The sequence below is a fragment of the Parafrankia irregularis genome, assembly GCF_001536285.1.
GTDB classification, from domain to species: domain Bacteria; phylum Actinomycetota; class Actinomycetes; order Frankiales; family Frankiaceae; genus Parafrankia; species Parafrankia irregularis.
In genome coordinates this window covers 62,656-87,896 of sequence record NZ_FAOZ01000038.1, presented here as the reverse complement: position 1 = coordinate 87,896, position 25,241 = coordinate 62,656, and the positions used below count along the sequence as shown (strand labels likewise).

Annotated in this window: 27 protein-coding genes and 1 pseudogene; 16 read left to right on the top strand and 12 right to left on the bottom strand. The window is 70.3% G+C overall.

The features are described 5' to 3' along the window. Positions 1–396: 396 nt before the first annotated feature. The 5 genes and pseudogenes from AWX74_RS42185 to AWX74_RS34165 form a co-directional block, all read right to left on the bottom strand. Positions 397–600, bottom strand: a pseudogene (locus AWX74_RS42185) (transposase); the annotation flags it as partial. 47 nt (positions 601–647) lie between these two features. Next, entirely contained in the window at positions 648–899 is a 252-nt protein-coding gene (locus tag AWX74_RS41760; protein ID WP_091285130.1) for a KUP/HAK/KT family potassium transporter, read from the bottom strand. 103 nt (positions 900–1,002) lie between these two features. After that, on the bottom strand, positions 1,003–2,589 hold the full coding sequence (locus AWX74_RS34175; protein WP_091285162.1) for an AMP-binding protein: 1,587 nt from the start codon (positions 2,587–2,589) through the stop codon (positions 1,003–1,005). A gap of 29 nt (positions 2,590–2,618) precedes the next feature. Further along, entirely contained in the window at positions 2,619–3,389 is a 771-nt protein-coding gene (locus AWX74_RS34170) for an SDR family NAD(P)-dependent oxidoreductase (RefSeq protein WP_054566411.1), read from the bottom strand. Further along, positions 3,386–4,906 carry an aldehyde dehydrogenase gene (locus AWX74_RS34165; RefSeq protein WP_091285129.1) on the bottom strand — a complete coding sequence of 507 codons (1,521 nt, stop codon included), beginning with the start codon at positions 4,904–4,906 and terminating at the stop codon, positions 3,386–3,388. The genes AWX74_RS34170 and AWX74_RS34165 overlap by 4 nt, the downstream gene beginning before the upstream one ends. 175 nt (positions 4,907–5,081) lie before the next feature. Between AWX74_RS34165 and AWX74_RS34160 the strand changes: the two genes are divergently transcribed. The 4 genes from AWX74_RS34160 (at position 5,082) to AWX74_RS34145 (ending at position 8,674) form a co-directional block, all read left to right on the top strand. Beyond that, a complete protein-coding gene (locus AWX74_RS34160; protein ID WP_091285128.1) occupies positions 5,082–5,729 on the top strand; it encodes a TetR/AcrR family transcriptional regulator in 648 nt (215 codons plus the stop codon). A gap of 120 nt (positions 5,730–5,849) precedes the next feature. After that, on the top strand, positions 5,850–6,965 hold the full coding sequence (locus AWX74_RS34155; RefSeq protein WP_091285127.1) for an NDMA-dependent alcohol dehydrogenase: 1,116 nt from the start codon (positions 5,850–5,852) through the stop codon (positions 6,963–6,965). A gap of 54 nt (positions 6,966–7,019) precedes the next feature. Further along, positions 7,020–7,436, top strand: a complete 417-nt coding sequence (locus AWX74_RS34150) for a Zn-ribbon domain-containing OB-fold protein (protein WP_054566415.1) — start codon at positions 7,020–7,022, stop codon at positions 7,434–7,436. A gap of 35 nt (positions 7,437–7,471) precedes the next feature. Then, positions 7,472–8,674, top strand: a complete 1,203-nt coding sequence (locus AWX74_RS34145) for a thiolase family protein (protein WP_091285125.1) — start codon at positions 7,472–7,474, stop codon at positions 8,672–8,674. Positions 8,675–8,749: 75 nt separating this feature from the next. Here AWX74_RS34145 and AWX74_RS41755 read toward each other — a convergent pair whose 3' ends face one another. Continuing rightward, positions 8,750–9,115, bottom strand: coding sequence for a roadblock/LC7 domain-containing protein (locus tag AWX74_RS41755; protein WP_091285123.1), 366 nt, complete (start codon positions 9,113–9,115; stop codon positions 8,750–8,752). Between the two features lie 753 nt (positions 9,116–9,868). Here AWX74_RS41755 and AWX74_RS34135 point away from each other — a divergent pair. The 4 genes from AWX74_RS34135 to AWX74_RS34120 all read left to right on the top strand — a co-directional run bounded on the left by AWX74_RS34135 (position 9,869) and on the right by AWX74_RS34120 (position 12,493). Continuing rightward, positions 9,869–10,237: a roadblock/LC7 domain-containing protein gene (locus tag AWX74_RS34135; protein WP_207550478.1), complete on the top strand. Its 369-nt coding sequence runs from the start codon at positions 9,869–9,871 to the stop codon at positions 10,235–10,237. A 159-nt stretch (positions 10,238–10,396) separates the two neighbouring features. Then, positions 10,397–11,206 (top strand): hypothetical protein, encoded by an 810-nt coding sequence (locus AWX74_RS34130; protein WP_091285121.1) that lies wholly within the window; start codon positions 10,397–10,399, stop codon positions 11,204–11,206. Between the two features lie 8 nt (positions 11,207–11,214). Next, positions 11,215–11,811: a GTP-binding protein gene (locus AWX74_RS34125; protein WP_091285119.1), complete on the top strand. Its 597-nt coding sequence runs from the start codon at positions 11,215–11,217 to the stop codon at positions 11,809–11,811. A gap of 124 nt (positions 11,812–11,935) precedes the next feature. Further along, positions 11,936–12,493, top strand: a complete 558-nt coding sequence (locus tag AWX74_RS34120; protein ID WP_091285118.1) for a methyltransferase type 11 — start codon at positions 11,936–11,938, stop codon at positions 12,491–12,493. A 115-nt stretch (positions 12,494–12,608) separates the two neighbouring features. Here the strand turns inward: AWX74_RS34120 and AWX74_RS34115 are convergent, their stop codons facing one another. Next, a complete protein-coding gene (locus tag AWX74_RS34115; RefSeq protein WP_091285117.1) occupies positions 12,609–13,076 on the bottom strand; it encodes a V4R domain-containing protein in 468 nt (155 codons plus the stop codon). Between the two features lie 144 nt (positions 13,077–13,220). Beyond that, complete coding sequence (locus AWX74_RS34110) at positions 13,221–14,420, bottom strand: cytochrome P450 (RefSeq protein WP_091285156.1); 1,200 nt, start codon at positions 14,418–14,420, stop codon at positions 13,221–13,223. A gap of 341 nt (positions 14,421–14,761) precedes the next feature. Here AWX74_RS34110 and AWX74_RS34105 point away from each other — a divergent pair, with 341 nt between their 5' ends. From AWX74_RS34105 to AWX74_RS34085, 6 genes are all read left to right on the top strand, one after another. Continuing rightward, positions 14,762–15,610 (top strand): DUF3592 domain-containing protein, encoded by an 849-nt coding sequence (locus AWX74_RS34105; RefSeq protein WP_242666553.1) that lies wholly within the window; start codon positions 14,762–14,764, stop codon positions 15,608–15,610. A 44-nt stretch (positions 15,611–15,654) separates the two neighbouring features. Then, positions 15,655–16,395: a phosphatase PAP2 family protein gene (locus tag AWX74_RS34100; protein WP_242666552.1), complete on the top strand. Its 741-nt coding sequence runs from the start codon at positions 15,655–15,657 to the stop codon at positions 16,393–16,395. A gap of 70 nt (positions 16,396–16,465) precedes the next feature. Further along, the gene (locus tag AWX74_RS34095; RefSeq protein ID WP_091285115.1) at positions 16,466–17,218 is read left to right on the top strand and encodes a hypothetical protein; all 753 of its coding nucleotides are present in this window, start codon (positions 16,466–16,468) and stop codon (positions 17,216–17,218) included. A gap of 26 nt (positions 17,219–17,244) precedes the next feature. Continuing rightward, positions 17,245–17,706, top strand: coding sequence for a hypothetical protein (locus tag AWX74_RS34090; RefSeq protein ID WP_091285114.1), 462 nt, complete (start codon positions 17,245–17,247; stop codon positions 17,704–17,706). Positions 17,707–18,081: 375 nt separating this feature from the next. Next, positions 18,082–18,255 (top strand): hypothetical protein, encoded by a 174-nt coding sequence (locus AWX74_RS40415; protein ID WP_165615903.1) that lies wholly within the window; start codon positions 18,082–18,084, stop codon positions 18,253–18,255. A 37-nt stretch (positions 18,256–18,292) separates the two neighbouring features. Then, a complete protein-coding gene (locus tag AWX74_RS34085) occupies positions 18,293–19,267 on the top strand; it encodes an isopenicillin N synthase family dioxygenase (protein WP_091285113.1) in 975 nt (324 codons plus the stop codon). A 94-nt stretch (positions 19,268–19,361) separates the two neighbouring features. Here the strand turns inward: AWX74_RS34085 and AWX74_RS34080 are convergent, their stop codons facing one another. Next, on the bottom strand, positions 19,362–20,717 hold the full coding sequence (locus AWX74_RS34080; RefSeq protein WP_091285112.1) for an MFS transporter: 1,356 nt from the start codon (positions 20,715–20,717) through the stop codon (positions 19,362–19,364). A gap of 122 nt (positions 20,718–20,839) precedes the next feature. Between AWX74_RS34080 and AWX74_RS34075 the strand changes: the two genes are divergently transcribed. Next, positions 20,840–21,769, top strand: coding sequence for a LysR family transcriptional regulator (locus tag AWX74_RS34075; RefSeq protein ID WP_091285108.1), 930 nt, complete (start codon positions 20,840–20,842; stop codon positions 21,767–21,769). 58 nt (positions 21,770–21,827) lie between these two features. Here AWX74_RS34075 and AWX74_RS34070 read toward each other — a convergent pair whose 3' ends face one another. From AWX74_RS34070 to AWX74_RS34060, 3 genes are all read right to left on the bottom strand, one after another. Then, entirely contained in the window at positions 21,828–22,628 is an 801-nt protein-coding gene (locus AWX74_RS34070) for an SDR family NAD(P)-dependent oxidoreductase (RefSeq protein ID WP_091285105.1), read from the bottom strand. 158 nt (positions 22,629–22,786) lie between these two features. Then, complete coding sequence (locus AWX74_RS34065) at positions 22,787–23,353, bottom strand: nuclear transport factor 2 family protein (protein ID WP_242666551.1); 567 nt, start codon at positions 23,351–23,353, stop codon at positions 22,787–22,789. Then, the gene (locus AWX74_RS34060) at positions 23,344–24,270 is read right to left on the bottom strand and encodes a TIGR03619 family F420-dependent LLM class oxidoreductase (protein WP_091285102.1); all 927 of its coding nucleotides are present in this window, start codon (positions 24,268–24,270) and stop codon (positions 23,344–23,346) included. The genes AWX74_RS34065 and AWX74_RS34060 overlap by 10 nt, the downstream gene beginning before the upstream one ends. A gap of 91 nt (positions 24,271–24,361) precedes the next feature. Here AWX74_RS34060 and AWX74_RS34055 point away from each other — a divergent pair, with 91 nt between their 5' ends. Beyond that, complete coding sequence (locus AWX74_RS34055) at positions 24,362–25,222, top strand: IclR family transcriptional regulator (protein ID WP_165615907.1); 861 nt, start codon at positions 24,362–24,364, stop codon at positions 25,220–25,222. The last annotated feature ends 19 nt before the right edge of the window (positions 25,223–25,241 follow it).

The following is a 25,241-nucleotide window of genomic DNA, read 5'->3' as shown; positions in this document are numbered from 1 at the left end:
CAGAGACAACCCCCCGTCGACCGACTGCGAAGGAGCCCCGTCATCGTCATCAATGACCACCCGCAGCGCCTCCGTCTCCGCGAACGCCCCACTCACCGCGTCAGCGAACACCCCGACATCGACAACCCCGTCAAGCCACACCAGGTCACACACACAGAACGCGGCAGAACCAGGGAACAACCGCTGGGCCGCCCAGTTCCCACGCTGCGCAAACGAGAGAGGCAGCCGCTTCCCACCACCCACCCCCCGATCAGAAGGAACATCTTCTCCAGCCGATGGACTCCCCGCATCCTCACGGGAATCCCCGACCCCGCTCATCGCGAACCCTCACCGCGCTGACCATCCATACCAACAGTGTAAGGTAACCTAACCTAAATTTACATAGCGCAGTCAGAGGCTGACGTCCGCTCCCAGCATCAGTCGTCCGTTGGCCGCTGAGAGCAGCGCGAGGCCCGCGAGCGTGCGCCGGAAGCGTGCAACATCGAGCCGGCCGCTGGTCAGCCCGTCGTACAACGCAGCGTGGCCGCGACGGTGCTCGGGTGCCAGGGTCAGATCGATCAATGATCTGACCGGCCCGTCGGTGCACAGCACCGCGTCCGCTATCGACCGGGAGGACCACAAGCCCCGGCACGCCGTCGAGTGCGGGGTCAACCGGCCCAAACGCCACCAGGCCGTGGCCACCCGGCACCCGGTTCGACGAACCCGCCGTCCGGGACGAGGCCACCCTCCACCTCGCCGTGATCGACGAATGGCTCCGGCCGGCGGCCGGGACTCTGGCCGCTGATGTGATGGACCAGGAAGCTTGCCGCGTAGGTCGGCGACCGTGCCTTGAGGACGGCGGGATGTCCGGTGATGCCGGCCACCCCGAGCACGCTGGTGGTCACGAACCAGGCGATCACTCTGAGCTCGCCGGAACCGCATCCCGGCCCGACCTCGACAGCCCGCCCGCCGGATGTGAGCCAGGCTGGCGGGCCGCACGCCTATCTGGCCATGCCGGTCGCCTCAGCCGACCCTGCGGTCAGTGTTGGACCAGTAGCGCGCGCGCAGCGCCTTCTTGTCCGGCTTTCCCACCGCGGTGAGCGGAAGGGTGTCGACGAAATCGACGCCCTTGGGCGCGTGGTGGGAGCCCTTCCGCTCCTTGACCAGTGCGGCCAGTTCCTCCGCCGCGACGGACGCGCCGGACCGGAGCACGACGACCGCCCGGACGGCTTCGCCCCACTTCTCGTCGGGCACGCCGATGACCGCGGCCGCGGCGACGGCCGGGTGCGTGGAGAGAACGTCCTCGATCTCACGGGGGAAGACGTTGAAACCGCCGCTGACGATCATGTCCTTCTTGCGGTCCACGATCGTGTAGAAACCGTGCTCGTCCATGCGGGCGATGTCGCCGGTGTGCAGCCAGCCGCCGGCGAGCGCCTGCGCGGTCTGTTCCGGCTTGTTCCAGTAGCCCTTCATGACGAGTGGCCCCTGGACGCAGATCTCACCGGGCTCGCCGTCGGGAACCGGCTCACCCTGATCGTCGAGCAGAGCCACCCGCACCCACGACACCGGACGCCCGCACGAGATCAGCCGGGCCGGATCGTCCGGGTTGTGTTCTTCCTTGCGCAGGACGAACACGGTCTGCGGGGCCTCGGTCTGCCCGTAGAACTGGAAGAAGACCGGGCCTATGCGCCCGATCGCCTCCCGCAGCCGGCCCGGCGACATCGGCGAGGAGCCGTAGAAGACCGTTTCGAGGCTGGAGAGGTCGGTCTCGGCGAAGCGGGGATGGTCGAGCAGGGCGTAGATCATCGACGGAACGAGGAAAACCGACGTGATGCGGTGCGCCTCGATGGCCTCGAGCACCTTGCCGGCGTCGAACTTGGGCACGACGACCACGGAGCCGCCCTGGTGCAGCACGGGAACGATGAACGGCGCGCCCGCGTGGCTCAGCGGTGTGCAGACGAGATGACGCAGCTCCTTCGGCCACTGCCATTCCGTGAGCAGGATCTGCGTCATCGCCGCGCTGCCGCGGTAGGTGGACATGACGCCCTTGGGCTGGCCGGTTGTGCCACCGGTGTAGGCGATCGCGGCGATCGCCTCCGGGTCGAGCCGGGGCGCGGTCAGCGGGCGTGGCTCGTAGCCTGCCGCCAGTGCGACCAGATCCGCGCCGACGTCGCTGGGCCCGAAGGACAGCAGCCGCTTCAGGGTCGGTACCCGCTCGCGCAAGGCGGCGGCACGCTCGGTGAAGGACGGGTCGAACACCAACGTCTCGATCTCGGCGTCGGCGAGAACGTAGACGTGGTCGTCGAGGGAGCCCAACGGGTGAAGCGCCGTGTTGCGCCCACCGGTGACCATGTAGGCGCCCATGGAGTAGAGGACCTCGGGCCGGTTCGTGGACAGCATGGCCACGCCACTGCCGGGCCGCACCCCCTGCGCCGTGTAGACCTGCGCGTACTGGCTGATCCGGGCGGCCAGCTCCCCGGCGGTGAGAACGCTTTCCTCGAGGTAGATGGCGGGCTTCGCCGGGTCGCGTCGCAGTGCGCCGATCAGAAGGTCCGGGAGGAACGCGCCGCGATAGAGGTCGTCCGCCGCCTCGGGTAGTCCGCGACTCATGATGGTCCCGTCTCCTGCCTCCCAGCCGCTCACTTGGCCGGGAATCGTTGTGCGCCGTCGAGCCGGATGTTCTCGCCGTTCAGATACGGATTGCGCAGGATCGCCTCGACGAGCAGGGCGAACTCCGCCGGGTGGCCCATGCGGTGCGGGAAGATGATGCTGGCGACGAGCTTGTTCTGCAGTTCCGCGGACGCGCTGCGCATCAGCTCCGTACCGATGGTTCCCGGGGCGATGGCGCAGACCCGGATGCCCAGCGGCGCCAGGTCGCGGGCGAGCGGCAGGGTCATCCCCAGGATCGCCGCCTTCGCCGACGCGTACGCGACCTGCCCGGCCTGGCCCTCCAGCCCGGCCAGCGAGCCGGTGTTCACCACGACCCCGCGCTGACCGTCCTCGTCGGGGGTGTTGGCGGCCATCGCGGCCGCGGCGAGCCGGGTGACGTTGAACGTCCCGACCGCGTTCTTGGCCATGGTGGCGACGTACGTCTCCAGGTCGTGCGGGCTGCCGTCACGGGCGACGGTGCGGGCCGGCCGGGTTCCGCCGCCGGCCACGTTGATGACGTACGACAGGGTGCCCAGCGACCGCGCCGCGGCGATGGCCGCCTGAACGTCCGCCTCGACGGTGACATCGCCGGGGACGGCGACGGTCATGCTCCCGAGCTCCGCGGCGAGGGCGGCGGAGCGCTCGCCGTCCAGGTCGACGATCGCCACGGCGACCCCCAGTCCGACGAGATGGCGGACGGTGGCCGCCCCCAGCCCGCCGGCCCCGCCGGTCACGATCGCCGACGCGCCCTGCAACCTCATCGGCCCTCCTCTCCAACCTCTGTAACTGGTCCAGATGTTTCGGGTCGGCCTGGCAAACCAGGCAAGCCGGACAGCTGCGTGCCGGCCGGAACCGTGATGGTCTTCGGCTCCAGGTAGGAGCTCAGCCCCTCGGGCCCCAGCTCCCGGCCCAGACCGGACTGCTTCATCCCACCGAACGGCGCCGCCGGGTCCAGCGACAGGCCGTTGACCCCGAACGTTCCGCTCCGGATGCGCCGCGCGACCGCGAGCCCACGCTGGATGTCGTCCGTCCACACCGTGCCGTGCAGGCCGAACGGAGTCCCGTTGGCGATCGCGACCGCGTCGTCGGTGTCCTCGTAGGGGATGAACGCGACGACCGGCCCGAAGATCTCCTCCTGCGCGATCCGCATGCTCGGGGTGACATCACGGAACACGGTCGGCTCGACGTACCAGCCGGTTTCGAGGCCGGCCGGCACCCCGCCGCCGGCGACGAGGGTGGCGCCTTCGCGCCGCCCGGTCTCGATGTAGCCGAGCACCTTGTCCCGCTGGCGCTGCGAGATCAGCGGGCCGAGGAACGTCGCGGGGTCCGTCGGGTCCCCGACCCGCAGCTTCGTCGTGATGGCGGCGAACCGCTCGACCGCCTCGTCGTAGCGCCGGGCGGAGACGAGGACGCGTGACTGGGCCGTGCAGAACTGCCCGCTCAGGAACAGGCTCACGGTCATCAGCCGGGCCATCGCCGCCTGCAGATCGATGTCGTCGAGCACGATCGCAGCGGACTTGCCGCCGAGCTCGAGGGTGACCCGCTTGAGCTGGTCGCCGGCGAGGCTCGCGATGCGCCGGCCGACGGCGGTGCTGCCGGTGAACGCGATCTTGTCGATGCCCGGGTGCGTGACCAGCTGCTCGCTGCCGCTCGGGCCGGCGGCGAGCACGTTCAGGACGCCCGGCGGCAGGCCCGCGGCGTCGGCGGCCGCCGCGACGATGTTCGCGTGCAGCGGCGTCTCGGGGGCGGCCTTGAGCACGACCGTGCAGCCGGCGGCCAGCGCGGGGGCGAACTTCATCGCGGCCAGGAAGAACGGGACGTTCCAGGGAACGATCGCGGCGACGGCCCCGACCGGCTCCTGGCGGACGACGACGGGGGAGTAGCGGCCCGCGCGCGGCGTCTCCACCGCCAGCGTCGCCGCGGCCTCGGTGTAGAAACGCAGGACGTCGAGGCCGTTGTCGACCTGGCCGGGTTTCACCAGCGACGTGGGTGTGCCGTTCTCCAGCGTGATCGTCCGCGCCAGCTCGTCGGAGCGCGCCTCCAGCTGGGCCAGGAACTCGGCCATGATCGCGGCTCGTTCGGCCGGCGGCAGGCCGGGCCACGGCCCGTGGTCGAACGCGTCGCGCGCGGCCGTGACCGCGGCCTGGATGTCGCCCGTGTCCGCGTCCGGGACCTGGGCGATGACCTGCCCGGTGCTCGGCGACCGGACCTCGATCTGACGTTCCGACGTCGCCGGAACCCACTTCCCGCCGATGAACACCTCGTTGGCCGCCCGCATGCGCGTGCTCCTCTCGTCGCCCGGTGCCCGCTCGCCGTGGCCCATGACCTGTGACCCGCCGTGGACCCCTGACTTGAGACAAAAACTACTAGATGTCGCACGGCACGTCGAACTATTGCGGGTGTCTCATTCGCTTCACCCCAAAGGTCGGACCAGGCGGCTCTACGATGGCTCCATGACGGTGATCACGGGCGACGAGGACGGGGGGCAGCGCGCACCGGGGTGGTGGGGCAGTGACAGCGCGCTGCTCGACGACGAGGAGGCGCGGCGGCGGCTTGTCGCCGCGACGGTCCGCTGTGTCCTGCGGCGTGGCTCCGGCCGGATCCGGGTCGAGGAGGTGGCGGTCGAGGCGGGCGTCTCGCGGTCCACCGTCTACCGGTATTTCAAGACCCGTGACGAGCTGATCCTCGCCGTCCTGCTCAGCCGGGTCGACGCGGCCATGAGCGGGGTGCTGGGCGGTTTGCGTGACCCGAGGGATGCGGCGGGGTCGCTCGTGGCGGTGTTCGTCGACTCGATGGCCATGGTGAACAAGGACACCATCAGTGAGGCTCTGTTCTCCGAGGGTGGCCGTTCCGCGGTGGAGCTGCGGGAACTGACCGCTGAGCCCATCGTCGACGCGGTGTACCGGCACCTGGAGCCGCTGCTGAACCGGTGGAGCGAGAGCGGCCAGCTGTACGAGGATCTGGACGTGCGCGAGACCGTTCGATGGCTGATCGCGGTCGGGTCCATCCTGATGGTGCCGCCGTGGTCCACCTGGTCGCCGCAGCAGCAGCGCGTCTTTGTGAACAGCCACGTCGTGCGCGCTCTGGTCAGGCCTTCCTGAGTAAGGCCTTCCTGGATGCGTCAAGTCGAACTTGACGTCAACCTCGACATACTTCTACGGTGCGGAAGCGCCCACTGCCCGGCCCGTCGAGGACGCGGGTTCACGAAAGGCGGCTGCCAGATGGTCAGTACACGCGCGGCGGTGCTCCACGGCCCCGGCCAGGATTTCAAAATCGAGACGGTCGAAATCGATCACCCGCGGGCTGGCGAGGTTCTCGTCGACCTTCGGGCCTGCGGATTGTGTCATTCCGACGAGCACGCCCGCACAGGCGACATGCCGATGCCGCACTATCCCCTGATCTGCGGCCACGAGGGCGCCGGCGTGGTGGAGGAGGTCGGCCCGGGGGTCACCTCGGTCCAGCCGGGGGACCACGTGGCGCTGTCGTTCGTACCGTCCTGCGGAGCCTGCCAGTGGTGCCGGACGGGCCGGGCCTTTCTCTGTAACGACGGCGCGAAGATGTTCGCGATCGGAATGATGACGGACGGGCGTATCGCCCACCGCCTCGGCGATCAGCCGGTCTCCCGTTACACCCAGCTGGGCGCGTTCGCCGAGCGCCAGCTGCTGGCCGAGACGTCGATCGTCAAGGTCGACCCGGAGATCCCGTTCACGGCCGCGGCGCTCGTCTCCTGCGGGGTCGCCACCGGTTTCGGTTCGGCGGTGAACCGGGCCGAGGTGAAACCGGGGGACACGGTCGCCGTCCTGGGCATCGGCGGAATCGGTGTCAGCGCGGTCCAGGGCGCGCGGATCGCCGGTGCCCGGCAGGTCTTCGCGGTCGACCCGGTCGAGTTCAAGCGCGAGCAGGCACTGCGCCTGGGGGCCACCCATGCGTTCGCCTCCCTGGCCGAGGCCACCGAGGAGATCAGGCGGCTCACCGACGGGGTCATGTGCACCTCGGTCATCTGCGCCTACTCGGTGATGCACTCCGAGCTGCTCGAACCGGCGCTCGCGCTGACCGCGAAGGACGGCACCTGCGTCATCACCGCGGTCGCACCGATCACCCAGAAACAGGCCGACGTCAACCTGTTCATGCTCGCGATGTCGAACAAGCAGATCCGCGGCTGCCTGTACGGTTCGCAGAGCCCGCGGGTGGCGATTCCGAAGCTGCTCGACCTCTACACCGCCGGCATCCTCAAACTGGACGAGCTGGTCACCCGCACCTACACCCTTGATCAGGTGAACGAGGGCTACGCTGATCTGGCGGCCGGCCAGATCCTGCGTGGCGCGCTCGTCTTCTGAGGCTCCCTTGTTCTGAGGTTCCCGCGCGCACCGAGTCCACAACCGGGAGTAGGTATGACGTCCGAGCAGTCGTTGGCCGGCCGGCGGATCCCGCTGGTCGACTACCTGGTGCTGGAAGGCGAACCGCATCTGGTGGCGCATGAATGCGTCACCTGCGCGGCCAGGTATTTCGACCGGCGCAACGCCTGCGCCTCCTGTGAGCAGGCCGAGTTCCGCGTGGTGGATGTGCCCACCGAAGGCGAGCTGCGCGCGTTCACGATCGTCTCGTTCGCCGCACCCGGGGTGCCGGTGCCGTTCGTGGCCGGGGTGGTCGACTGCGGCGGGACCACCGTCCGCGGCAACGTAGTGAACGTTGCGCCGGACCCGGAGCACATCCGGCTGGGAATGAAGCTGCGGCTGACCACGACGTCGCTTGGCACCGACGCCGCGGGCGTCGAGGCGATCGGGTACGGGTTCGAGCCGGCCGCCTGACGGCACACGCGAGAAGAGAACGAACGGGAGAAGTCGTGGCGGAGAACGTCTGGATCCTCGGCATCCACATGACGAAGTTCGGTAAGCACCCCACGCTCGACCCGGTCGACCTCGGCGTCGAGGCGATCCGGGGCGCACTCGCCGACGCCGGCCTGCGCATGCGGGATGTCGGAGTCCTCGCGGCGGGCAACCTCATGGGCCGGGGCGGCTCCTTCGGCCAGCAGCTGCAGAAGCAGACCGGGCAGACCGGCATCCCGGTGTTCAACGTCGCGAACGCGTGCGCCACCGGCGCGACGGCGCTGCGGGTCGCCGTCATGGCGATCCGGGCCGGTGAGACGGAGGTGGGCCTCGCGGTCGGCGCGGAGAAGCTGTCGGGGGCGGGCCTGCTCGCCGGCGGTGCCCGCGAGGCGGAGGGCGACACCTGGGCGCCGAAAGGCCGGTTCGGCGCGGTCGCCGCGCTCGACGGCCGGGTCGGCACCGAGACGATGCCCGGGGTGTTCGCGCAGATCGGGATGGAGTACGGGCACAGGTACGGGGGCACCAGCTTCGAGCTGTTCGCGCGGATCTCGGAGAAGAACCACGCGCACTCGACGCTGAACCCGCTGGCCGCCTACCAGAAGCGGTTCAGTCTTGAGCAGATCATGAACGACATCATGATCGCGTACCCGAACACCCGTCCGATGTGCTCGGCGAACTGCGACGGCGCCGCCGCGGCCGTGGTCGTCAGCGAGACGAAGCTGCGCACCCTGTCACTGGAACAGCAGCGCCGCGCCGTCAAGATCAGCGCCTCGGTGCTGACCAGCGACCCCTGGCAGGAGGCCTGCCAGGTCCTGCCCGACGTCAACACGCTCACCCGCGTCGCCGCCGAGCAGGCCTACGAGCAGGCCGGCGTGGGCCCGGAGGATCTCGACCTCGTCGAGCTGCACGACTGCTTCGCCACCGCCGAGCTCGTCCACTACGACAACCTGAAGCTGTGCCCGCAGGGCGGCGCCGTGGACTTCTTCAACTCTGGCGCGACCTGGCGGGACGGCAGGACCCCGGTGAACGTGTCGGGCGGGCTGGAGTCGAAGGGCCATCCGATCGCGGCGACGGGCATCGCCAACGTCTGGGAGGTCGCCACCCATCTGCGCGGCGAGGCGGGCGACCGCCAGATCGCCGGCGCCCGGGTCGGCCTCGCCCACGTCATCGGCCTCGGCAGCGCCTGCGGCGTGCACATCCTGGAGAAGGCGGCGGCCTGACCCCCCTGGGGAGCCGCGCCGCCGTCACCCGCGGCCGGCCCTATCTGATCCGAGGCCCGCCGGCCTCCGCCACGCTCAGCTGAGCAGCTTGCTGATCTCGGTGGAGGCCGCGCGGGCCTCGATCCGCATCAGGCCGAGGTTGGAGTTGAACGGGCCGGACAGCACCAGCACCGCCTGTTCACCCGCCGCGTACACCACCAGGTAGCCGTGGTCGCCGCGGACCACCGTCTCCTGCATCTCACCGAGTCCGGTCCGGTCCGAGATGCGCTTGCCCAGGCCGAGAGCCATCGCTGCCATCGCCGCCATTCGTTCGGCGTCCGGCTCGGGGAAGTCGTGCGCCACGGACAGCCCGTCCACCGACGCCACCATGGCGCCGTTCAGCTCCGGAATCGACCGCCGCAGCTCCGACACCACGCGCGACAGCTCCGACTGAATACTCACCGATGCACCTCTGTCCTGAACGGTTTCGATTGACCTGGGTGGCTCCGGCGCCGGCTCCGGAGACGGATCGTCCGGAGATGGATCGTCCGGGGACGGATCATCCGGCGGCACTGCTACGGCTGGCCGCACCCGCAAGGGCGTCGTGACATCCGCGAGGCGGGTACCGGGGACGGGCCGCGCCGCCTCGGCTGGCTGCCCCGCGCCGGGCGGCTGCCCCGCGGCGGGTGGCCCGCCGTCGTGGGCCTCCGCCTCGGCGGGCTGCGATGTCGTCGAGGTCGGGGCCCGGTTGCGCCACGACCGTTTCGACGTGCTGCGGTGCCGCGACGGACTGCCCCCCTCGTCCAGCATCGTGACCGGCCGCCTTCGTCCGCCAGAGACGTTCCGCGGAGGTCACGCTCGCCGAGCCGCCCTCGTCCGGTACCTGTCCGCGGCGGACAAACCGGCCTTGGCGGTCGACATTACCCGTCCGACTTGGACTTTCCGCCGGGGCCTTCCGCGGAGACGTCCCAGCCGCCCGACGGCGCCGTGTTCGGCTGCCGCACGACACGACACCGGATCCGCCAGGAGGTCGCTTTCGCTGGTCAGCGGCCCCGAGAGTCGTGGCGATCGGAATGCGGAATATTCTGCGTACGATGCCGACCAAGCCTGGCTGACGCCGGGAGAAGCGGTCAGCCACACCGCGGAACGACCGTCGGGTGTGACGCGGCGTGCGACTCCCGGGTTTCCCTGGACGGACCATCGACAAGGTTGGAGATGTACGTGCGGAAGCAGTCGGTGACCTCCATCCTGCGCGAGCTCAACGCGTCGTCCGAGGACATCGAGGCCTCCGCGCTGGTCTCGATGGACGGCCTGCTCATGGCGTCGATGCTGCCACCCGAGTTCGAGCAGGACCGCGTGGCCGCGATGAGTGCGGCCATGCTCGCCCTGGGCTCGCAGACGAGCATGGAGCTCAACCGCGGCGCGCTCGACCAGATCCTCATCCGGGGCCAGCGCGGTCATGTGCTGCTCACCCGGGCGGGCCCGGAGACCGTTCTGGTGGTCGTCACCCGGCCGAACGCCCAGCTGGGCACGACGTTTCTCGACGTGCGCCGGGGTGCTGAGGCGCTGTCCGCGGCCCTTTAGAACCCCTGGACCCATGGACCTCTGAACCTCTGAACCGCGTGCGCCGAACGGGCGGGACAGGCACCGGGCAACGGCGGACAACGGCCGGGCTGACAACGGCCGGTGGGGGCGCAGCCGGCCGTCCCGCGTGCTGGATCACTACAAAGCAGGAGACGACGGGTGGACGGCCACAGGGCGGACAGAGCGGAGCTCCCGGCGCCGCGACACGACGCCGGACCATTACGGCCGGCCCCGTACCCGTGGGCCGGTGCCGCGGCGTCGTCCCGCGGCGAACCGTCGATCACGGTTCGTCGCTATGACCCGGCGCGGTACCTGCAGGGACTGGTGGCGTCCGCATGGCGCCAGGCGGCGGATCGCGGCCAGGCGGTGTACATCCAGGGCGACTGGCCGGGAATCGCCGTCTACCCGCGCAGTCTCACCGCCGTCGTCTACGGAGGCGAGGACAGCCTGCGGCCGTACGCCGGGACGGAGGACCTCCCACTGCGCGCAGGTCTGGTCTTCTCACGTGAACCCGAATACGACCTCAACCACCCGGGCATGGTGCCGCTCGACGTCCTGTTGTGGAAGCTCGCGCTGGGAGCATCCCGGGGCAGGCTGCCGCTCGACACGCCCCTCGACACCCCGTGTGCCCTGTGGGAGTGGCCCAACTTCACCCGGCTGATCGTGACGCCGGGCGCGATGAGCGTGGCGGCCCTCTGGGCTCGGCAGGTCTGTACGCTCAGCGAGACGATCAGCCTGTTGCGCCTGCCAGCCGAGGACGTCTTCGTCTTCTACAGCGCCGCCGTCGCGGTCGACCTCGTCCACCCGGAGCTCCCGTCGCGGCCGGCCCCGCTCCGCTCGTCCGCGCAGCCGCAGCCGCAGCCGGTCGATGTCCCGTCGCCAAGACGAGGCCTGTTACGCAAGCTGTTCGACAGACTTCGCCCGACCGACAGCCCCTCCTCCGACACCACCCCTTCGAGTCATCCGTAGAGACACACGTGACCCACAACAAGATCGTTTTCTCTGGGCCGGTGGGTGCGGGGAAGACCACCGCGATCGCGGCCATCAGCGACATTCCCCCGGTCACCACCGAGGCCCGGCCCACGGATGGGACCAGGGACATCAAGGCGACGACCACCATCGCCATGGACTACGGCGTCGTGCGGCTCGGCGGTGCCGAGCGGATCCACCTCTACGGCACCCCGGGCCAGGACCGTTTCACCTTCATGCGGCACATCCTTGCCGAAGGGGCGATCGGCGTCGTCCTTCTGATGACCAACACCCGGCCGACACCACTCGCCGACCTGGCCGAGTTCGTCGGCACCTTCCGAGCGGTGATCGACGAAACGGCGCTGGCGGTCGGCGTCACCGGAATGGACCTCCGCCGCGCGCCCGGTCTGGACGACTACCACCAGGTCCTGGCACGGGTCGGCATCACCGCGCCGGTCTTCGAGATCGACGCGCGGCGCCGCGGGGACGTCGCCCTTCTCGTCCAGGCACTGCTCCTGAGCGTCGACCCGGGACTCGCCGGGGAGATGGCCCCGCCCGGCACCGGGCCGGGCACCGTCCAGCGCGCCGCCGGAGACTACTGGTGACGTCTCCGCGGCGGCTGCTGCCCGCCGACACCGGCGCTACCTGCGGATACTGTGGTCACCCGTCTCCGCGGCGTCTGTTCGTGACCGACGCGACGCCCACGAACCTCCTTCACGAAAGGCACCGATGACGCCGAACGGCCGCCAGGACAGCCACGTCGCGGCACCGGCGACAGCCCTGGTGCTGGGCGCGTTGGCCGGCACCCTCGCCAGCCGGCTTCTACGCCCCCGCTCCGCCGGCGGGCGAACACCCGAACTGAACGACGCCGGGACGTCCACCGGCCCGGTGGCCGCGCCAGGACGACCGGACGAGAGCTCGGCGAGGCTGCGATCGGTGACCCGCCAGCTCGACGAGACCCGAGCCGCTCTCGCCGAGGCCCAGGCCGAGATGCTGCGGATGAGCGGCACGACCAAGGCGATGACCGACCGGGCCGAGACCGAGATGGGCAGAATGGAGAGCGCCGCCATCACCGCCCTGGAGTCGGCGGCGGCCTCGAACCGCCAGGAGGTCGCGGGCCTGCGGCGCAGCCTGGCCGCTGCCGAGGACGCCGCACGGGTGCTGCGGGGCGACCTTGACGCGGAGCGTCGACGGGCGGCGTTGATCGAGTCGGCGCTGGCCGGCCGGGACGCCCAGCTCGCGGACCTGCGTGCCAGCCTCCGCACCGCCGACGCCGACGAGGTCTGATAGTCCGGCCCGCGAGCACCGTGCCTGTGCCCGTCCGCCCGTGCCCGTCCGCCCGTGCCCGTCCGCCCGTGCCCGACAGCCGCGGATGTCGGGCACGGGCGGACGGTGAGTGGCGTCAGATGAGCGCCCGGTGCGGGCGTATCTCAAAGGTGCAGGTCGGGTCACCGGCCCCCTCACAGGCGGTCTCGGTCCCCTGCATGACGATGCCGGTCACAGCCTGCAAGGCCCCGACGAACACACCCAGCGTGTAGGCGCACATCGGCTCCGTCGTCTCCATCTGGTGGCTGCACGCCCCTTCGACCAGCCGCACCACATACGTCCCGGCGTCGTCCGACGTCACCTCGGTCACCAGGCAGAGCCGGGTGCCCTCGATACCGAACGTGTCGACGAACAGGCGCAGGAGCTTCTCGTCATCCAGCCGGGACCCGTCCAGGCCGAGATCGGAGATGACGCCCTGCCCGCGCATCCGGCCAGCGCCCAGGACGGGCCCGCGGCCGACGAGATCCTCGGTGTAGATCCGCATCTGCTGCAGACAGGTGGCGGAGACCATCGGCCCCAACGTGGGACGCTGGTTGACAGGCATGGGATAACTCCCGGTTCAGGGCACGCGTCGAAGTGACGGGCGCGAGCCAGCGGCGCGGCAGGCACGCGGCGCTCACCGCAGGTCAGGCGCCGACTCTATCCAGCCCGGAGCAAAGCCGAAGAACCCGGACCTTCCGGCGGGATCTCAGCCGAGGGTGACCGGCAGGCGTTCCCAGCCGCGGGCGGTGGAGGTGTGGGCCAGCTTCGCGTTGCCCCAGTCGACGTCCCAGTCGGTCCAGCGGTTCAGCAGCTCGTCGAGAGCCACCCGCCCCTCCAGCCGGGCCAGCGAGGCACCGAGGCAGAAGTGGATGCCGTACCCGAACGACAGGTGACGGTCGATCCGGCGGTGGATGTCGAAGATGTCCGGGTCGGGGAAATGGCGCTCGTCGCGGTTCGCGGAGGCGTTGAGCAGCGTCATGATGCTGCCCTCGGGAACGGTCTGCCCGTACAGCTCGACGTCCCGGGCGACGGAGCGGGCCTGGATCGGTGACGGCGCCTCGAAACGCAGGATCTCCTCGATGGCGTTCGGGAGCAGTGACCTGTCCCGGGCGATCTCCCGGCGCTGGTCGGGATGCTCGGCCAGCAGCTTTCCGGTCCAGCCGATCAGCCGGGTCGTCGTCTCGTTCCCCGCGCCGGCCAGCAGCGTGACGTAGGTGAGGATCTCCTCGCGGGACAGCCGCCGGACGGTGCCCGTCTCGTCCTCGAACTCGGTGTTCAGCATCTCGGTCATCAGGTCATCCGACGGATGCTTCGCCCGCCAGTCGATGTACTCGGCGAACATGGAGCCGTCGAGGAACCCGTCGCCGTACATCTCCTCCGAGCTGGTCTCCTCCAGGTTCATGCCCTTGTCGAGGCGGTCACGGATCGCCTCCTGGTCGCTCTCCGGAATACCGAGCAGGAAACCGATGGTGCGCATCGGCATCTGCGCCCCGAGCTGCTGGATGAGGTCGAACGTGCCCGCCCCGACCAGGGGGTCGAGGCAGCGCACCGTGAACTCCCGGATCTTCGGCTCCAGCGCGCTCATCCGCTTCGGCGTGAACACCCGCGCGAGCAGCCCGCGGTGGATGTCGTGCAGCGGCGGGTCCTCGAACAGGATCACCCCCGGCGGGATCTCGATGTTCGCCCGGATGACCTCCAGTACGGACCCCTTCCCGGACCGGTAGGTCTGCCAGTCGGTGAGCGCGGGTGCCACGTCGGTGTATCGGCTCAGCGCGTAGAACTCGTACCGCTCGTTGTAGTAGAGCGGAGCCTCGTCGCGCAGCCGTCGCCAGACGGGATACGGGTCGTTGTCGATCTCGAAGTCGAAGGGGTCGTAGTAAAGGTCGTCCGCGCTGATGGTGGTCAACGGGCCCTGCCCTTCCACGTGCGGCTGTCGGACTATCCTGATCCCGAAGCCCAGCCCGGCTTCGGCACCCAGCGCCGGCCGGACGTCCGGGCACGCGACCACATACACGTACCTCGAACTTGACCTCGATATCAATTTCCTAGTCTCCGGCGAACGATCCGAGACGTCAACCCATCCGGGCCCCGGCCCACGGACCGGCGATGCGAACTGCTGGAACCCGGTTCGGGTCGTGCTCGTGCAGGTGCTCGATCCGAGTCCGGCGCCGGCGATCGCCGAGACCGCGCCGCACCCTGAGTGGGGAAGGGGAGCTCGGACTCCGCCGCTTCCGGGTGACTCCGGCCTTGACGGGCTGGCACACTCCCGCCGTGGGAATACGCCTGCCGGGGCTCGGTGCCGGGCGAAGACGGCCCGAACCCGTTCCGTTCCGGCTCGGCGTCGACGTCGTGTGGAAGGCATTCGCGGCTGGAGTCGTTCTGCTGGCCCTGGCGGCATACTGGTTCCACTGGAACGTGACCTACGCTGAAGACGGAACAGCCGTGACCGCCGAGGTGCTCGACGCCGGCGGACCGAAGGAGCGGCCGACGGTCCGTTTCGTCACCCGTAATGGCGTGCCGACTGTTACGCAGCTCACGGACTACGGTGATTATCCCAGTGTCGGGGAAATCATCACGGTGGAATACGACGAGCGTGATCCGGGTCGCGCCCGGCGATATGAAGGGTCGTGGTACTGGGCGTACCCCGCGGGCGTCACGGTGATCGGCCTCGCGGTTCCCGTTACAGCCGTGTGGATCTTCTGTCGGCGCCGTCGCGAGTTTCCCGGGTGGGAACCGCTGGCGATGGCCGACGTCACGGAGATCTTCTCGTCTCTTTCGGCACCCTGGTGGGCCGGGCCGCGGTCAGCCGGGTCCTCCGAGGGGAGCGTCAAGCAGAAGAGAAACGACTCCCGGGACTGTCAGAAAGCCCATGCCCTGATGCTGCGCCGAGACCAGCAGGAGATCCATCGGGCGTTGCCTGGCTGGGATCTCTGGGGGGTCGGAGCAGGGCCGAGTGTTGAGCGGTGGCGCGCCGGTCAACGGCTGAGCATGGCCTACGACGAAGTATGGTGCCGCCGTCGCCGTGGTGAGACATGGCGGCTGAAGATCAGTCTGGTGGAATCCGCACCGCCCACCGAGGCGACCGGCCGACAATGAGCCCGGTGGGGAGATGTCTGGTCAGGCTGGTGCCGGTGTCCGTGGTGCTGGTAGTCGTTCTGGTCGTTGCCGGTCGGCTGATCACCGATGGTGCCGCCGGGGTGCGGGCCGCGGACGAGGATGCGGCGCGTTGGCTCGCCGTTCACCGCGAGCCGTGGCTTCTCGATGTGACCCGGTGGGCGACGTACCTGGCTGACCTGTGGGTCGTGGTGGGCGCCGGCGCGGTACTGGTGGCGGTCACGGCCTGGTGGTCGCGTGGATGGTGGATACCGGCCGGCGTCGTCGCGCTGATTGCCGGCGAGGCGGCGATCTACGAGGTGTCGAACACCCTTGTGGCCCGGCCGCGCCCGGCCGTCACGCGGCTTGATCCGGGTGATCCGATGGCGAGTTTCCCCTCGGGTCATTCCGCGGCCTCGGTCTGCCTCTACGGTGGCCTGGCGTATGTGCTGCACGGCATCGCACGTCACCGGGCCGCTGGCCCGTCCTCCGAGCGACCCGCGGCTGCCCGGCGTGGGGTCACGATCGCCCGGTGGCTTTGGCTGCCGGCCGCGGTCGGCGCCGCGGTGCTTCCGCTGGTCGTGGCCTTCTGCCGGACCTACCGGGGAATGCACTACCCGTCCGACGTCGTCGCCGGCCTGCTCCTCGGAAGCTGCTGGTGCTTCGCGGTCAGCGCGGTGGTGCTGTCCCGAGCCTGGCGCACCAGCTCCCCGGAAACCGCCAGCTCCCCGGAAACCGCCAGCTCGCCGGAAACCGCCAGCTGCCCGGAAACGGGGACGTCGTTTTAGCGGGACGATCTCGGGTACCCGGCTTCTCGTGTCGCGATAGCTCCGCGAAGGCGCGAAAGGTCGGTGTGTTGTGTCCCTGCTTGCCTGGGCCATCCTGGTGGTCCTGCTTCTCGGTGCGGCCTTTGCCGCGGCCGTTCTCGTCGACCGCTCCCGTTCCGCCCGGCTGCGAAGCAGATTCGGGCCCGAATACGAACGAACACTTCAGGAGTCCGGCGACCGGCGGAGGACCGAACGGCGCCTCGCGGGTATCGCGCGTCGCCGGGACCGGCTCGACATCCAGCCGCTGGGGGCCCCGCGCCGGGGGGAGCTGAAGACGAGGTGGACCACCCTGCAGGCCCTGTTCGTGGACGAGCCGGTGACCGCCACCACCCGCGCCGACGAGCTGATCACCACTGTGCTGCGCGAGCGCGGGTATCCGACCGACGACCGTGCCGAGACCGCGGACCTGCTCGCCCTGGACGATCCTGCGCTGGCCGCCGGGCTCCGCAGGACGCGTGACGGAACAGCCGGAGCGGGCGCCCCCGGCGGCAGCGCCGGGGCGGGCCCGGCCGGGACCGGCACGGAGGCGATGCGGCTGCGATTTCTGGCACTGCGAGCGGTGTTCGACGGCCTCATCGCGCCGGCCGAGGAGCACTCCGCCCCTGGCCCGGCGGGCCTGTCTCGTTCGACCGACACGGGCTTGCGGGCCTCGGCCGGTGCGCCTCCCACAGGCCCCGGAACGGGCAGTGGTGAGGCCGGTGATCCGGCGCCTCACGCGATTTCGTCCACCGACGGCCCGCCGGCGCGGGTAGCGGCGCTTCCTGGCCGTCGGCAGCGTTCCTGAGAGCTCCGAGAGTGGGAGGAAGTTCGATGAACCTCGACGATCGCTCAACCCGCACCGGTATGTATCCCGCCGTTCCAGGAGCCGTCGCCGACCGTCCGGCACACCGCCCGCCTGGCGTCGGCGCCGAAAAGGCGGAGAGGGGGAAGGCGGAGACGGAGCAGGAGAAGGCGGAGAGGGAGAAGACAGCGCGGCCGGAGGGACTCGGCAAGGCCGAGAGGACGGAGACGGAGGCGACCGCGTCCGGCCGGTTGCGGGAGCGGTGGCAGGAGGCGCTGCTGTCGTTCGTCGACGATCCGCGGGAGGCGGTGCGGCAGGCCGACCAGGTGCTCGACGACGCGGTCAACCAGCTCACCGCGGCGGTGCGACGGGAGCAGGAGCGGCTGCGTGCGGCGTGGCGGGAGGACGGGGACGCGTCGACCGACACGCTGCGTGAGGCGCTGCGCGGCTACCGCGACTTCCTGGAACGAGTGGTGGCGACGCCACGCTGAGGTGCTGCTTCTGCCGGGCTTCCGGTGACCTTTCGAGGCGGATTGGCCACGCTGGCAGAACGTCCTCCGAAGCGTCGGTGGTCACGCCCAGGAAGATCAGTGAAATGTGATTCTGTTCTCATTTCCGAGATCGTCGCCATCGTGGGAAACGGCGGGCTAACACACGTGGGTTCCCTGTTTCCGCGAGGTCTCGGTGGGGTGCGGCGAAGGGAAATCTTAACGCGGTGTGATCTCAAGGTTCATGTTCGCCCGGCAGCTCTGGTACTGGCAGTTCGGCATAGTACGGAGATTCCGAAACTCCGAGATTCGGACTTCTTCGGCCTCACTGGTGTCGCCGACTGCCAGTATGAAGATTTTCTGTGAGGGTGTGTTCCTGTGACGACTCACATCGAGCCGGTGGCGCCGGCTGTACGGCGGCGCGCGGTTCGGGCCGCCCAGGGCCTGGCGCCGTTCGACCTGCTGCTGACCGGCGGGACGGTCGGCGTCGTCGACGGCGACACGGGAACGATCGTGCCCTCCCTGCTTGTGTCTGCCGCGGCGAGCGCATGACCATCCATCGAGAACCGTTCTGGCGGGAGGTCAGGAAATGAGCGGTCCGGTTCCGGCCACGACCGAGGAGACCGGGGTTCCGGTCATCGACATCGCGGGGCTCGCCGACCCCGGGCTCCGCCCGCCGATCGTCGCCTCGATCGGGGCGGCCTGCGAGCGCGTCGGCTTCATCGTGATCACCGGCCATGGTGTGCCGGGCGAGCTCATCGACCGGATGTACCAGGTCAACCGGGAGTTCTTCGAGCTGCCGCTGGAGCACAAGCTGCGGTCCGCCTCCGCGCGCGGCAACCTGTACCGCGGGTACGGGTCGGTCGAGGCCTTCGGCCGGGAGTCCGTCGTCGAGGGCTTCGAGAACGGCCGGTTCGACGACGCGGCGGACGTCGCCGCGGCGGGGTACGGCGCCGAATGGTCGGAGGACTTCGAGGGCAACATCTGGCCCACGCAACCGTCGGCCTTCCGCCCGGTCTGGCGCGAGTACTACGAGGTGATGGAGGGGCTGTCGGCCCGGCTGATGGCCGCGTTCGCCGAGGCCCTCGACCTGCCGGCCGACTGGTTCGACGACAAGTTCGACCGGCACACCTCGTATCTGAACGCGAACTTCTACCCGGCCCAGCCCGAACCACCGGAGGAAGGCCGGATGCGCCGCGGTGCGCACACCGACATCGGCAGCCTCACCATCCTCTACCAGGACGGAATCGGCGGCCTGCAGGTCTTCGACCGCAGCGGGCGGTGGTGCGACGTCCCGCCGGTGCCCGGCTCGTACGTGATCAACCTGGGCGACATGCTGGCGAAGTGGACGAACGACCGCTGGGTCGCGACCGAACACCGGGTGGTGAACCCGCCGGCCGAGATCGCGCACCAGCCGCGCATGTCCATCCCGTATTTCCAGCACCCGAACTTCGACGCGCTGATCGAGTGCATTCCGTCGTGCACCAGTGCGAACAATCCGCCCCGCTACCGGTCGGTGCTGGCCGGCGACTGGTCGAAATACCGGATGAGCCTCGCCGTATGAAGAGCCCCGCCCGGCCCAGCTCGAACGGGCAAGCCCGCTCCACAACTCCGCCGGCACGCCGGGGTGGCGCCCACCGAGCGGCGAAGGCGCACGATCATCCCACCGAGACGGCTTTTCCGGCTTCAGGCGACGTGACGCGGCCGCCTTCGGCCGGCGCACCGACCACCGGATCGGGCAGGTGCGTCCGCCGGGGCAGGCACAGGGGAGTGCCGAGGAGGAGGACGCCGGCGGCGGTGATGGCGGTGAGCGGGCTGGTGAACGTCGCCAGGCCACCCCAGATCGCCATGAGCGACGCCTGGGCGACCTTGCTGCTGATGCTCCATGCACTGAGGATCTGTGCGGTGTGGTCGGCGGGCGCACGCCGCAGGCGTTCTGTGGCGCTGATCGGATTGAAGACGCCCATACAGATGATCAACAGGGCCTCGGTGATGATCACGATGACGAGTCCGGCGACGCCCGGACGGGTCAGGGCGAGGCCGAGCGGAAAAATCGAGCGCAGCCAGCCGGAAACCATCAGGACGCGGTACTGCCCGTAGCGGGTGACCAGTCGTGCGCAGCTACGGGCACCGGCGAGGCCGCCGAGGGCGGGGAGGCCGAAGGCGAGGCCGTACTGCCACGCGGGCAGGTGGTATTCGTCCAGCAGAAGGACGGTGAGAAGCGGGCTGGTGGCCATGATCAGACCGTTGACGGTCATCGCGTTCAGGAACAGACGTCGAAGCGCGCGGTCGCGGAAGATGAACCGCCAGCCGTTCAGCATGCCGAGGGCACGTGCGCTGGTGGCCGCCTCGTGGGGCGCGGCGGTGCGGGCAGGTGCGGTGCGGGCAGGTGCGGTGCCGGGCACTGGGGTGAGGAGCACCTGGGTGCGGGGCGCTGCGACATCGCCACCACCGATTTGGAGGATCCCGAGCGCGGAGAGCAGATAACTGACGGCATCGGTGGCTACGGTGACGACCGGGCCGAGCAGCCCGATGAGCGCGCCGCCGAGTGGCGGGCCGGCCGCGGTCGCCATCCAGCTCGTGCCTTCGAACCTCCCGTTCGCGACGAGGAGATGCTCCGGGCCGACGAGGTGTTTCAGGTACGCGCCGGAGGCGGCGGTGAAGGCGATTCCCGCCGTCGCGGAGATGACGGAGACGGCCAGCAGCTGGCCATAGGACAACAGGTCGAAAAGGTAGGCGGCCGGAACGCTCGCCATGGCGAGGAAGCGAACCAGATCCATCGCGATCAGCACGGAGCGCTTGTTCCGGTGTTCGACCCACGGACCCAGCGGAATCGCCACCCCGGCGGCGACGACGAGGCTGGCCGCGCCCAGAAGGGAGACGGCGAAGGCCGGCGAGTGCAGCACGCGGACCGCGAGGAGCGGGAACGCCCCGAAAGCGATCCACGTGCCGTAGGTGCTCACAGCGTAGGCCGCCCACAGCCAGCCGAACCCGGCCCCCAGTCTCGTGCGCACACGGCTCCTTCTGACAACCAGCAGTTCGGATGCCCGAATCAGATCAGCCGCGCCACGAGACGATCAAACAACGACTTCTCGGCGTGTCACAACGATCGGTTGTGTGCTCCTAAGGTGAGCCGGTGGACACCGAGGCAGTGCGATCGTTCGTCCGGGCCGCCGAGCTGGGCCAGCTGCAGCAGGCGGCCGACGAGCTGGGCGTGACTCAGCAGGCGGTCTCGAAGCGGATCGCGGTGCTGGAGCGCGAGCTGGGAGTCCGCCTGTTCACCCGCTCCGCCCGCGGGGTTGAGCTGACGCTCGACGGCCAGGCGTTTCTCCCGCACGCGCGGAGCATCGTCACCGGGGTCGACCGCGCCATCGCCGCGGTCAGGCCGGGCTCCCGGGCGCTGCGGATCGACGTGCTGGGCCTGCGAAGCGCGCAGGCCGTCGTTCTGCACGACTACTGGCGGTCGCATCCCGGGACCGACCTCGACGTGGTGACCCTCAGGGTCGACGACCCGCGGGTGGCGGCCGCCGCTGTCGGGACAGGCGAGATCGACGCCTCGTTCCGCACCGTCACCGACCAGGCCCTGCTGCCGCGCGACGTGCGGATGATCCACGCGTTCGACTCGCCGCTGGAACTTCTCGTGGGCCCGAGACATCCACTCGCACCCGCGCGGAGCGTGACACCGGCGCAGCTGCGCGGGCATCGGATCTGGATTCCGGGCATCGCGCCCGGCAGCGAATGGTCGGATTTCTACGACCAGCTCGCGGCCGACTTCGATTTGCGCATCGACGCGGCCGGCCCGCACTTCGGCGACGAGGTGCTCCTGGACGTCCTCGCGGATTCCGCCGACGCGGCCACTCTCGTCGGGGAACGCGACCGGTACCTCTGGCCGACGAACCACGACCTGCGCCGCATCCCCATCGTGAATCCGACGCCTGCCTACCCGCTTTCGCTCATGCTCCCCAGAACGAATCCCCACCCGGGGCTTGATGCGATCATCACCCATCTCGGCAGCCTTCCGAGGCTCCCCGCGACGGCCTGGCGCCCGTCCTGGGCAGGACGGTGACGACGCCGGCCCGTTGCTGAAGCGGTGCGCGCGCCCGATCCAGGACGGATGGAACTCCTCAGCTGGTCGTGGCCGTGGAGCCCGCGAGCAGGTCAGGGAAGCTGCGCAGGGTGTGCCCGCCGTCGACGGCGAGGTGCTGGCCGGTGATCCAGGACGACTCCGGGCCGGCGAGGAAGCGGATGGCCGCGGCCTGGTCGTCGGCCTCGCCGTGTCGGGCCAGAGGCTGGCCGGCGAGAAACGTGGTGCGCACGATCTCGCTGGCGAACATGCCGGTGGTGCTGTCGGTCCGGGTGAGGCCGGGGCGCACCGAGTTGACCCGGATACGGCGGGCGCCCAGTTCGTCGGCGGCGATCCGCACCAGGGCGTCGACCGCGGCCTTTCCTGTGCCGTAGCTGGCAAGGCCACGGGTGGAGAACGCGGCCGCGGTCGACGAGGTCGCGACAATCGACCCGCCGGCCGTCATCGCCGCCGCGGCGTATCTGATCAGCAGGTAGACGGGCCGGATGTTCAGGTCGACCTCGCGGCTGAACTGGTCCGGGTCGTAGGCGAGCACGGGGGAGAAGGAGCCGCCGCCGGGCACGGTCACCGCGATGTCGAGGCGCCCGTCGGCGTCACCGGCCGCGATCTCGACGGCCCGTTCGACGTCGGTGGCGACCATGGTGTCGCAGCGTGCTGCGCGCAGGCGCAGGCCCTCGGCGTCCGCGAGCCGCGCCGCCGCGGCGTCCAGCTTTGCCTCGGTGCGTCCGGCGATGGTGACCGTGGCGCCGTCCCGGGCGAGCTTCGTCGCCGTCGCCAGCCCGATTCCGCTACCGCCGCCTACGACCAGGGCTCGCAGCCCGTCCAGCCGACCCCAGGGCATCGAGTCTCCTCCCAGTCCTCGACACCAGGCGGTCGAGGGGCGATTGTTCGTTTCACTTCGTCGGGTCGTCGGGTCGTCGGGTCATCGGTTCGTCGGGTCACAGGGGTATCGGATTCGTCCGGTGTCGGGGTGCGTCGCCAGCTCGTACGCGCCGGAAATCAGCCCGGGTCGGCTGACGGAGCCGGCTCGGCGACGGCGGCGACCTCGTGGTCGAGCAGGCTGCCGGTGACGGGGTGCGTCGACTGCCAGAGCGCGGTCGCGGCCCGGTGTGCGAACCTCCACAGGCCGTCGTCGCCGCGTACGCAGTGGTCGGCGTAGCGGACGAGCATCCGCAGGTCGGTCGGCGTCCCGTCGGTTTCCCGGTACAGGTGGTGGGCGACGCAGTAGACCTCCGCGGTGGCGACACCGGCTGTCGCCGAGATCTGGGCGCGGTGGTTGCCGACGATGTGGAAGGTCGTCGTGAAGCGGGCGGCCAGGGCGCGCACCACGGCGGGCAGCCGCTCGGCGCCCGCGAACGTCGCGTACGGGTCGGCCTCCGGTGTCCCCTGGCGAACCGTCAGCGCCCCATCCGGGGTGAACAGCGCGACGAACAGGTCCGTGTCACGGGCGTCGACGGCGGCGGCGTAGCTTTCGGCGAGGTCACGCAGCGCCAGCCGGTCGGCGATCGGCCCCGCCGACCGCCCCGTGAACCTGCCTGGAGCTGGGGTCGGTGAGGTCAGCCCCACAGCTTCTCCCAGCGGCGGCCGAGGGCGGCGACCCAGGCCGGAACCGCCGCCGGATCCCGGACGAACGCCGCGACCGGCACCGATACCTCGGTGACACCGGCCTGCGCCGCCGCCCCGGCACCCGCCAGCGTGCGGTCGAGGCTCAGCCCGCCGTCGCCGTCGTGTTCCAGGGGCAGTGTGTGCCGCACCCGCGGGACCTCGTCCCCGCGCCCGGCGGACGCCCAGCTCTCGCGGATCCGGGCCACACCCTCGGCCACGCCGGCCATCGGCTCCCCCATGATCGGGATCCAGCCGTCGCCCAGCTCCACGATCCGGCGCAGGTTCCGGCGGGTCAGCGGGCCGCCGAAGAGCACGGCCGGGCCACCCGGCGACACCGGTTTCGGGTCGCACCAGATCTTCTCGAAGGAGATCGTCGGCAGGTCGACGGCGGCATCACCGCCCGGCGCCCACAACGCCCGGCAGGCCGCGACCGTGTCATCGAGCAGCTGGGCACGCGCACCGAAGTCGAGGCCCATGGTCTCGTACTCCTCCGGCTGCCAGCCGGTCCCGACACCGAGCTCGAGGCGGCCCCCGGACAGCGCGTCGAGGGTCGCCGCGGACTTCGCGAGCAGGGGCGCGCGGCGCAGCGCGGCGATCAGGATCCCGGTCGACAGCCGCACCCGCGACGTCGCCCCGGCGATCACGGCCAGGGTGGTGAGCGGTTCCAGCCAGGGCGAGCCGTGCGGGTACTTGAACGTCCCGAACGGGTAGCGGTCGGTGCGCTCACCCATCACCAGATGATCGCTCTGCACCAGCGTGTCGATGCCGGCGCCGTCGGCCGCTTTGGCGAGCTCGATGATCCGGTGCTGCTCGCCCGCGCCGTACACGGCGGTGGCGACCGGTAGCCCGAGCGCGAGCCGCGGGCGGGCGCCCGTCACGAGTGACACACTCGGACAAGGATGTATGTATATAGAGACAGTGTTCTCGACACAGGACACGGTAGGACGTGTCGCGAGGAGGCGTCAACGCATGCCCACCCAGCCGGCACGCTCCGTCCAGCGGGCAGCGCGGGTCCTGAAGGTGCTCGCCGCCACCCCGGAGACCGACCGGACCCTGTCCGACCTCGCGCGGGCGGTCGGTATGCCCCGTTCGTCCTGTCAGGCACTGCTGCTCGCACTGTGCGACGAGGGGCTGGCGCTGCGCCGGGAACCCGGGCCGCACTACCGGCTCGGCCCCGAGCTTCTCGGGCTCGGCCGGGCCGCGAGCCAGGCTGTCGTCCTCGCCGACATCCTGGCCGACGAACTGCCGCGGCTACGGGACGAGTTCCAGGCGACCGCGATGGCCGGCGCCGTCCACGGCGACGCCGTCGTCGTCACCGCGGCCTACCCCGTGCCGCATCCGTACGGACTCACCGCCAGAAGCGGGTCACGACTGCCGTTTCGTGCCCCGGTCGGCCCGATCTACGTCGCCTGGGCCGGCGACGAAGCCGAGGCCGGCTGGCTGGCCCGCGCCCAGCCGGCGCTGTCCGCCCCCCAGTGCGACGTCCACCGCGCGGCACTGGCCGAGGTGCGGGCCCGCGGCTGGAGCGCGACCGTCCAATCCCACCGCGATCAGGCCACAGCCCACGAGGCGGTGCAGGCCCACGACGTGCCCGCGGTCCACGAGATCACAGCCACGGACCTGGTCGCGACCCGGCTGCACGTGATCGGGGTGAGCGCCCCCGTCTGGGCCGCGGACGGGACGCTGGCCTGCTCCCTCGCGCTGACCGCCCTGCCCCGCGACCTCAGCGGTGCCGAGACGCGGCACATCGCCGCCCGCCTGGTCGAGGTCGCGGCACAGATCACCACGAACATCGGGGGCGCTCGCACCGCAGGCCCCGGCAGTCGCTGAGCTCGCTCCCGGTCGAAGC

What these genes read in the sequence shown, in the direction of transcription:
- AWX74_RS34150 (WP_054566415.1), top strand. Translation starts at nt 7,020, where the DNA reads ATGACGTCCGAGCAGTCGTTGGCCGGCCGGCGGATCCCGCTGGTCGAC.
- AWX74_RS34070 (WP_091285105.1), bottom strand. Translation starts at nt 22,628, where the DNA reads ATGCCCTGGGGTCGGCTGGACGGGCTGCGAGCCCTGGTCGTAGGCGGC.
- AWX74_RS34085 (WP_091285113.1), top strand. Translation starts at nt 18,293, where the DNA reads ATGAGCGGTCCGGTTCCGGCCACGACCGAGGAGACCGGGGTTCCGGTC.
- AWX74_RS34115 (WP_091285117.1), bottom strand. Translation starts at nt 13,076, where the DNA reads ATGCCTGTCAACCAGCGTCCCACGTTGGGGCCGATGGTCTCCGCCACC.
- AWX74_RS34090 (WP_091285114.1), top strand. Translation starts at nt 17,245, where the DNA reads ATGAACCTCGACGATCGCTCAACCCGCACCGGTATGTATCCCGCCGTT.
- AWX74_RS34170 (WP_054566411.1), bottom strand. Translation starts at nt 3,389, where the DNA reads ATGAGGTTGCAGGGCGCGTCGGCGATCGTGACCGGCGGGGCCGGCGGG.
- AWX74_RS34120 (WP_091285118.1), top strand. Translation starts at nt 11,936, where the DNA reads ATGACGCCGAACGGCCGCCAGGACAGCCACGTCGCGGCACCGGCGACA.
- AWX74_RS34165 (WP_091285129.1), bottom strand. Translation starts at nt 4,906, where the DNA reads ATGCGGGCGGCCAACGAGGTGTTCATCGGCGGGAAGTGGGTTCCGGCG.
- AWX74_RS34055 (WP_165615907.1), top strand. Translation starts at nt 24,362, where the DNA reads ATGCCCACCCAGCCGGCACGCTCCGTCCAGCGGGCAGCGCGGGTCCTG.
- AWX74_RS34155 (WP_091285127.1), top strand. Translation starts at nt 5,850, where the DNA reads ATGGTCAGTACACGCGCGGCGGTGCTCCACGGCCCCGGCCAGGATTTC.
- AWX74_RS34160 (WP_091285128.1), top strand. Translation starts at nt 5,082, where the DNA reads ATGACGGTGATCACGGGCGACGAGGACGGGGGGCAGCGCGCACCGGGG.
- AWX74_RS34135 (WP_207550478.1), top strand. Translation starts at nt 9,869, where the DNA reads ATGTACGTGCGGAAGCAGTCGGTGACCTCCATCCTGCGCGAGCTCAAC.
- AWX74_RS34175 (WP_091285162.1), bottom strand. Translation starts at nt 2,589, where the DNA reads ATGAGTCGCGGACTACCCGAGGCGGCGGACGACCTCTATCGCGGCGCG.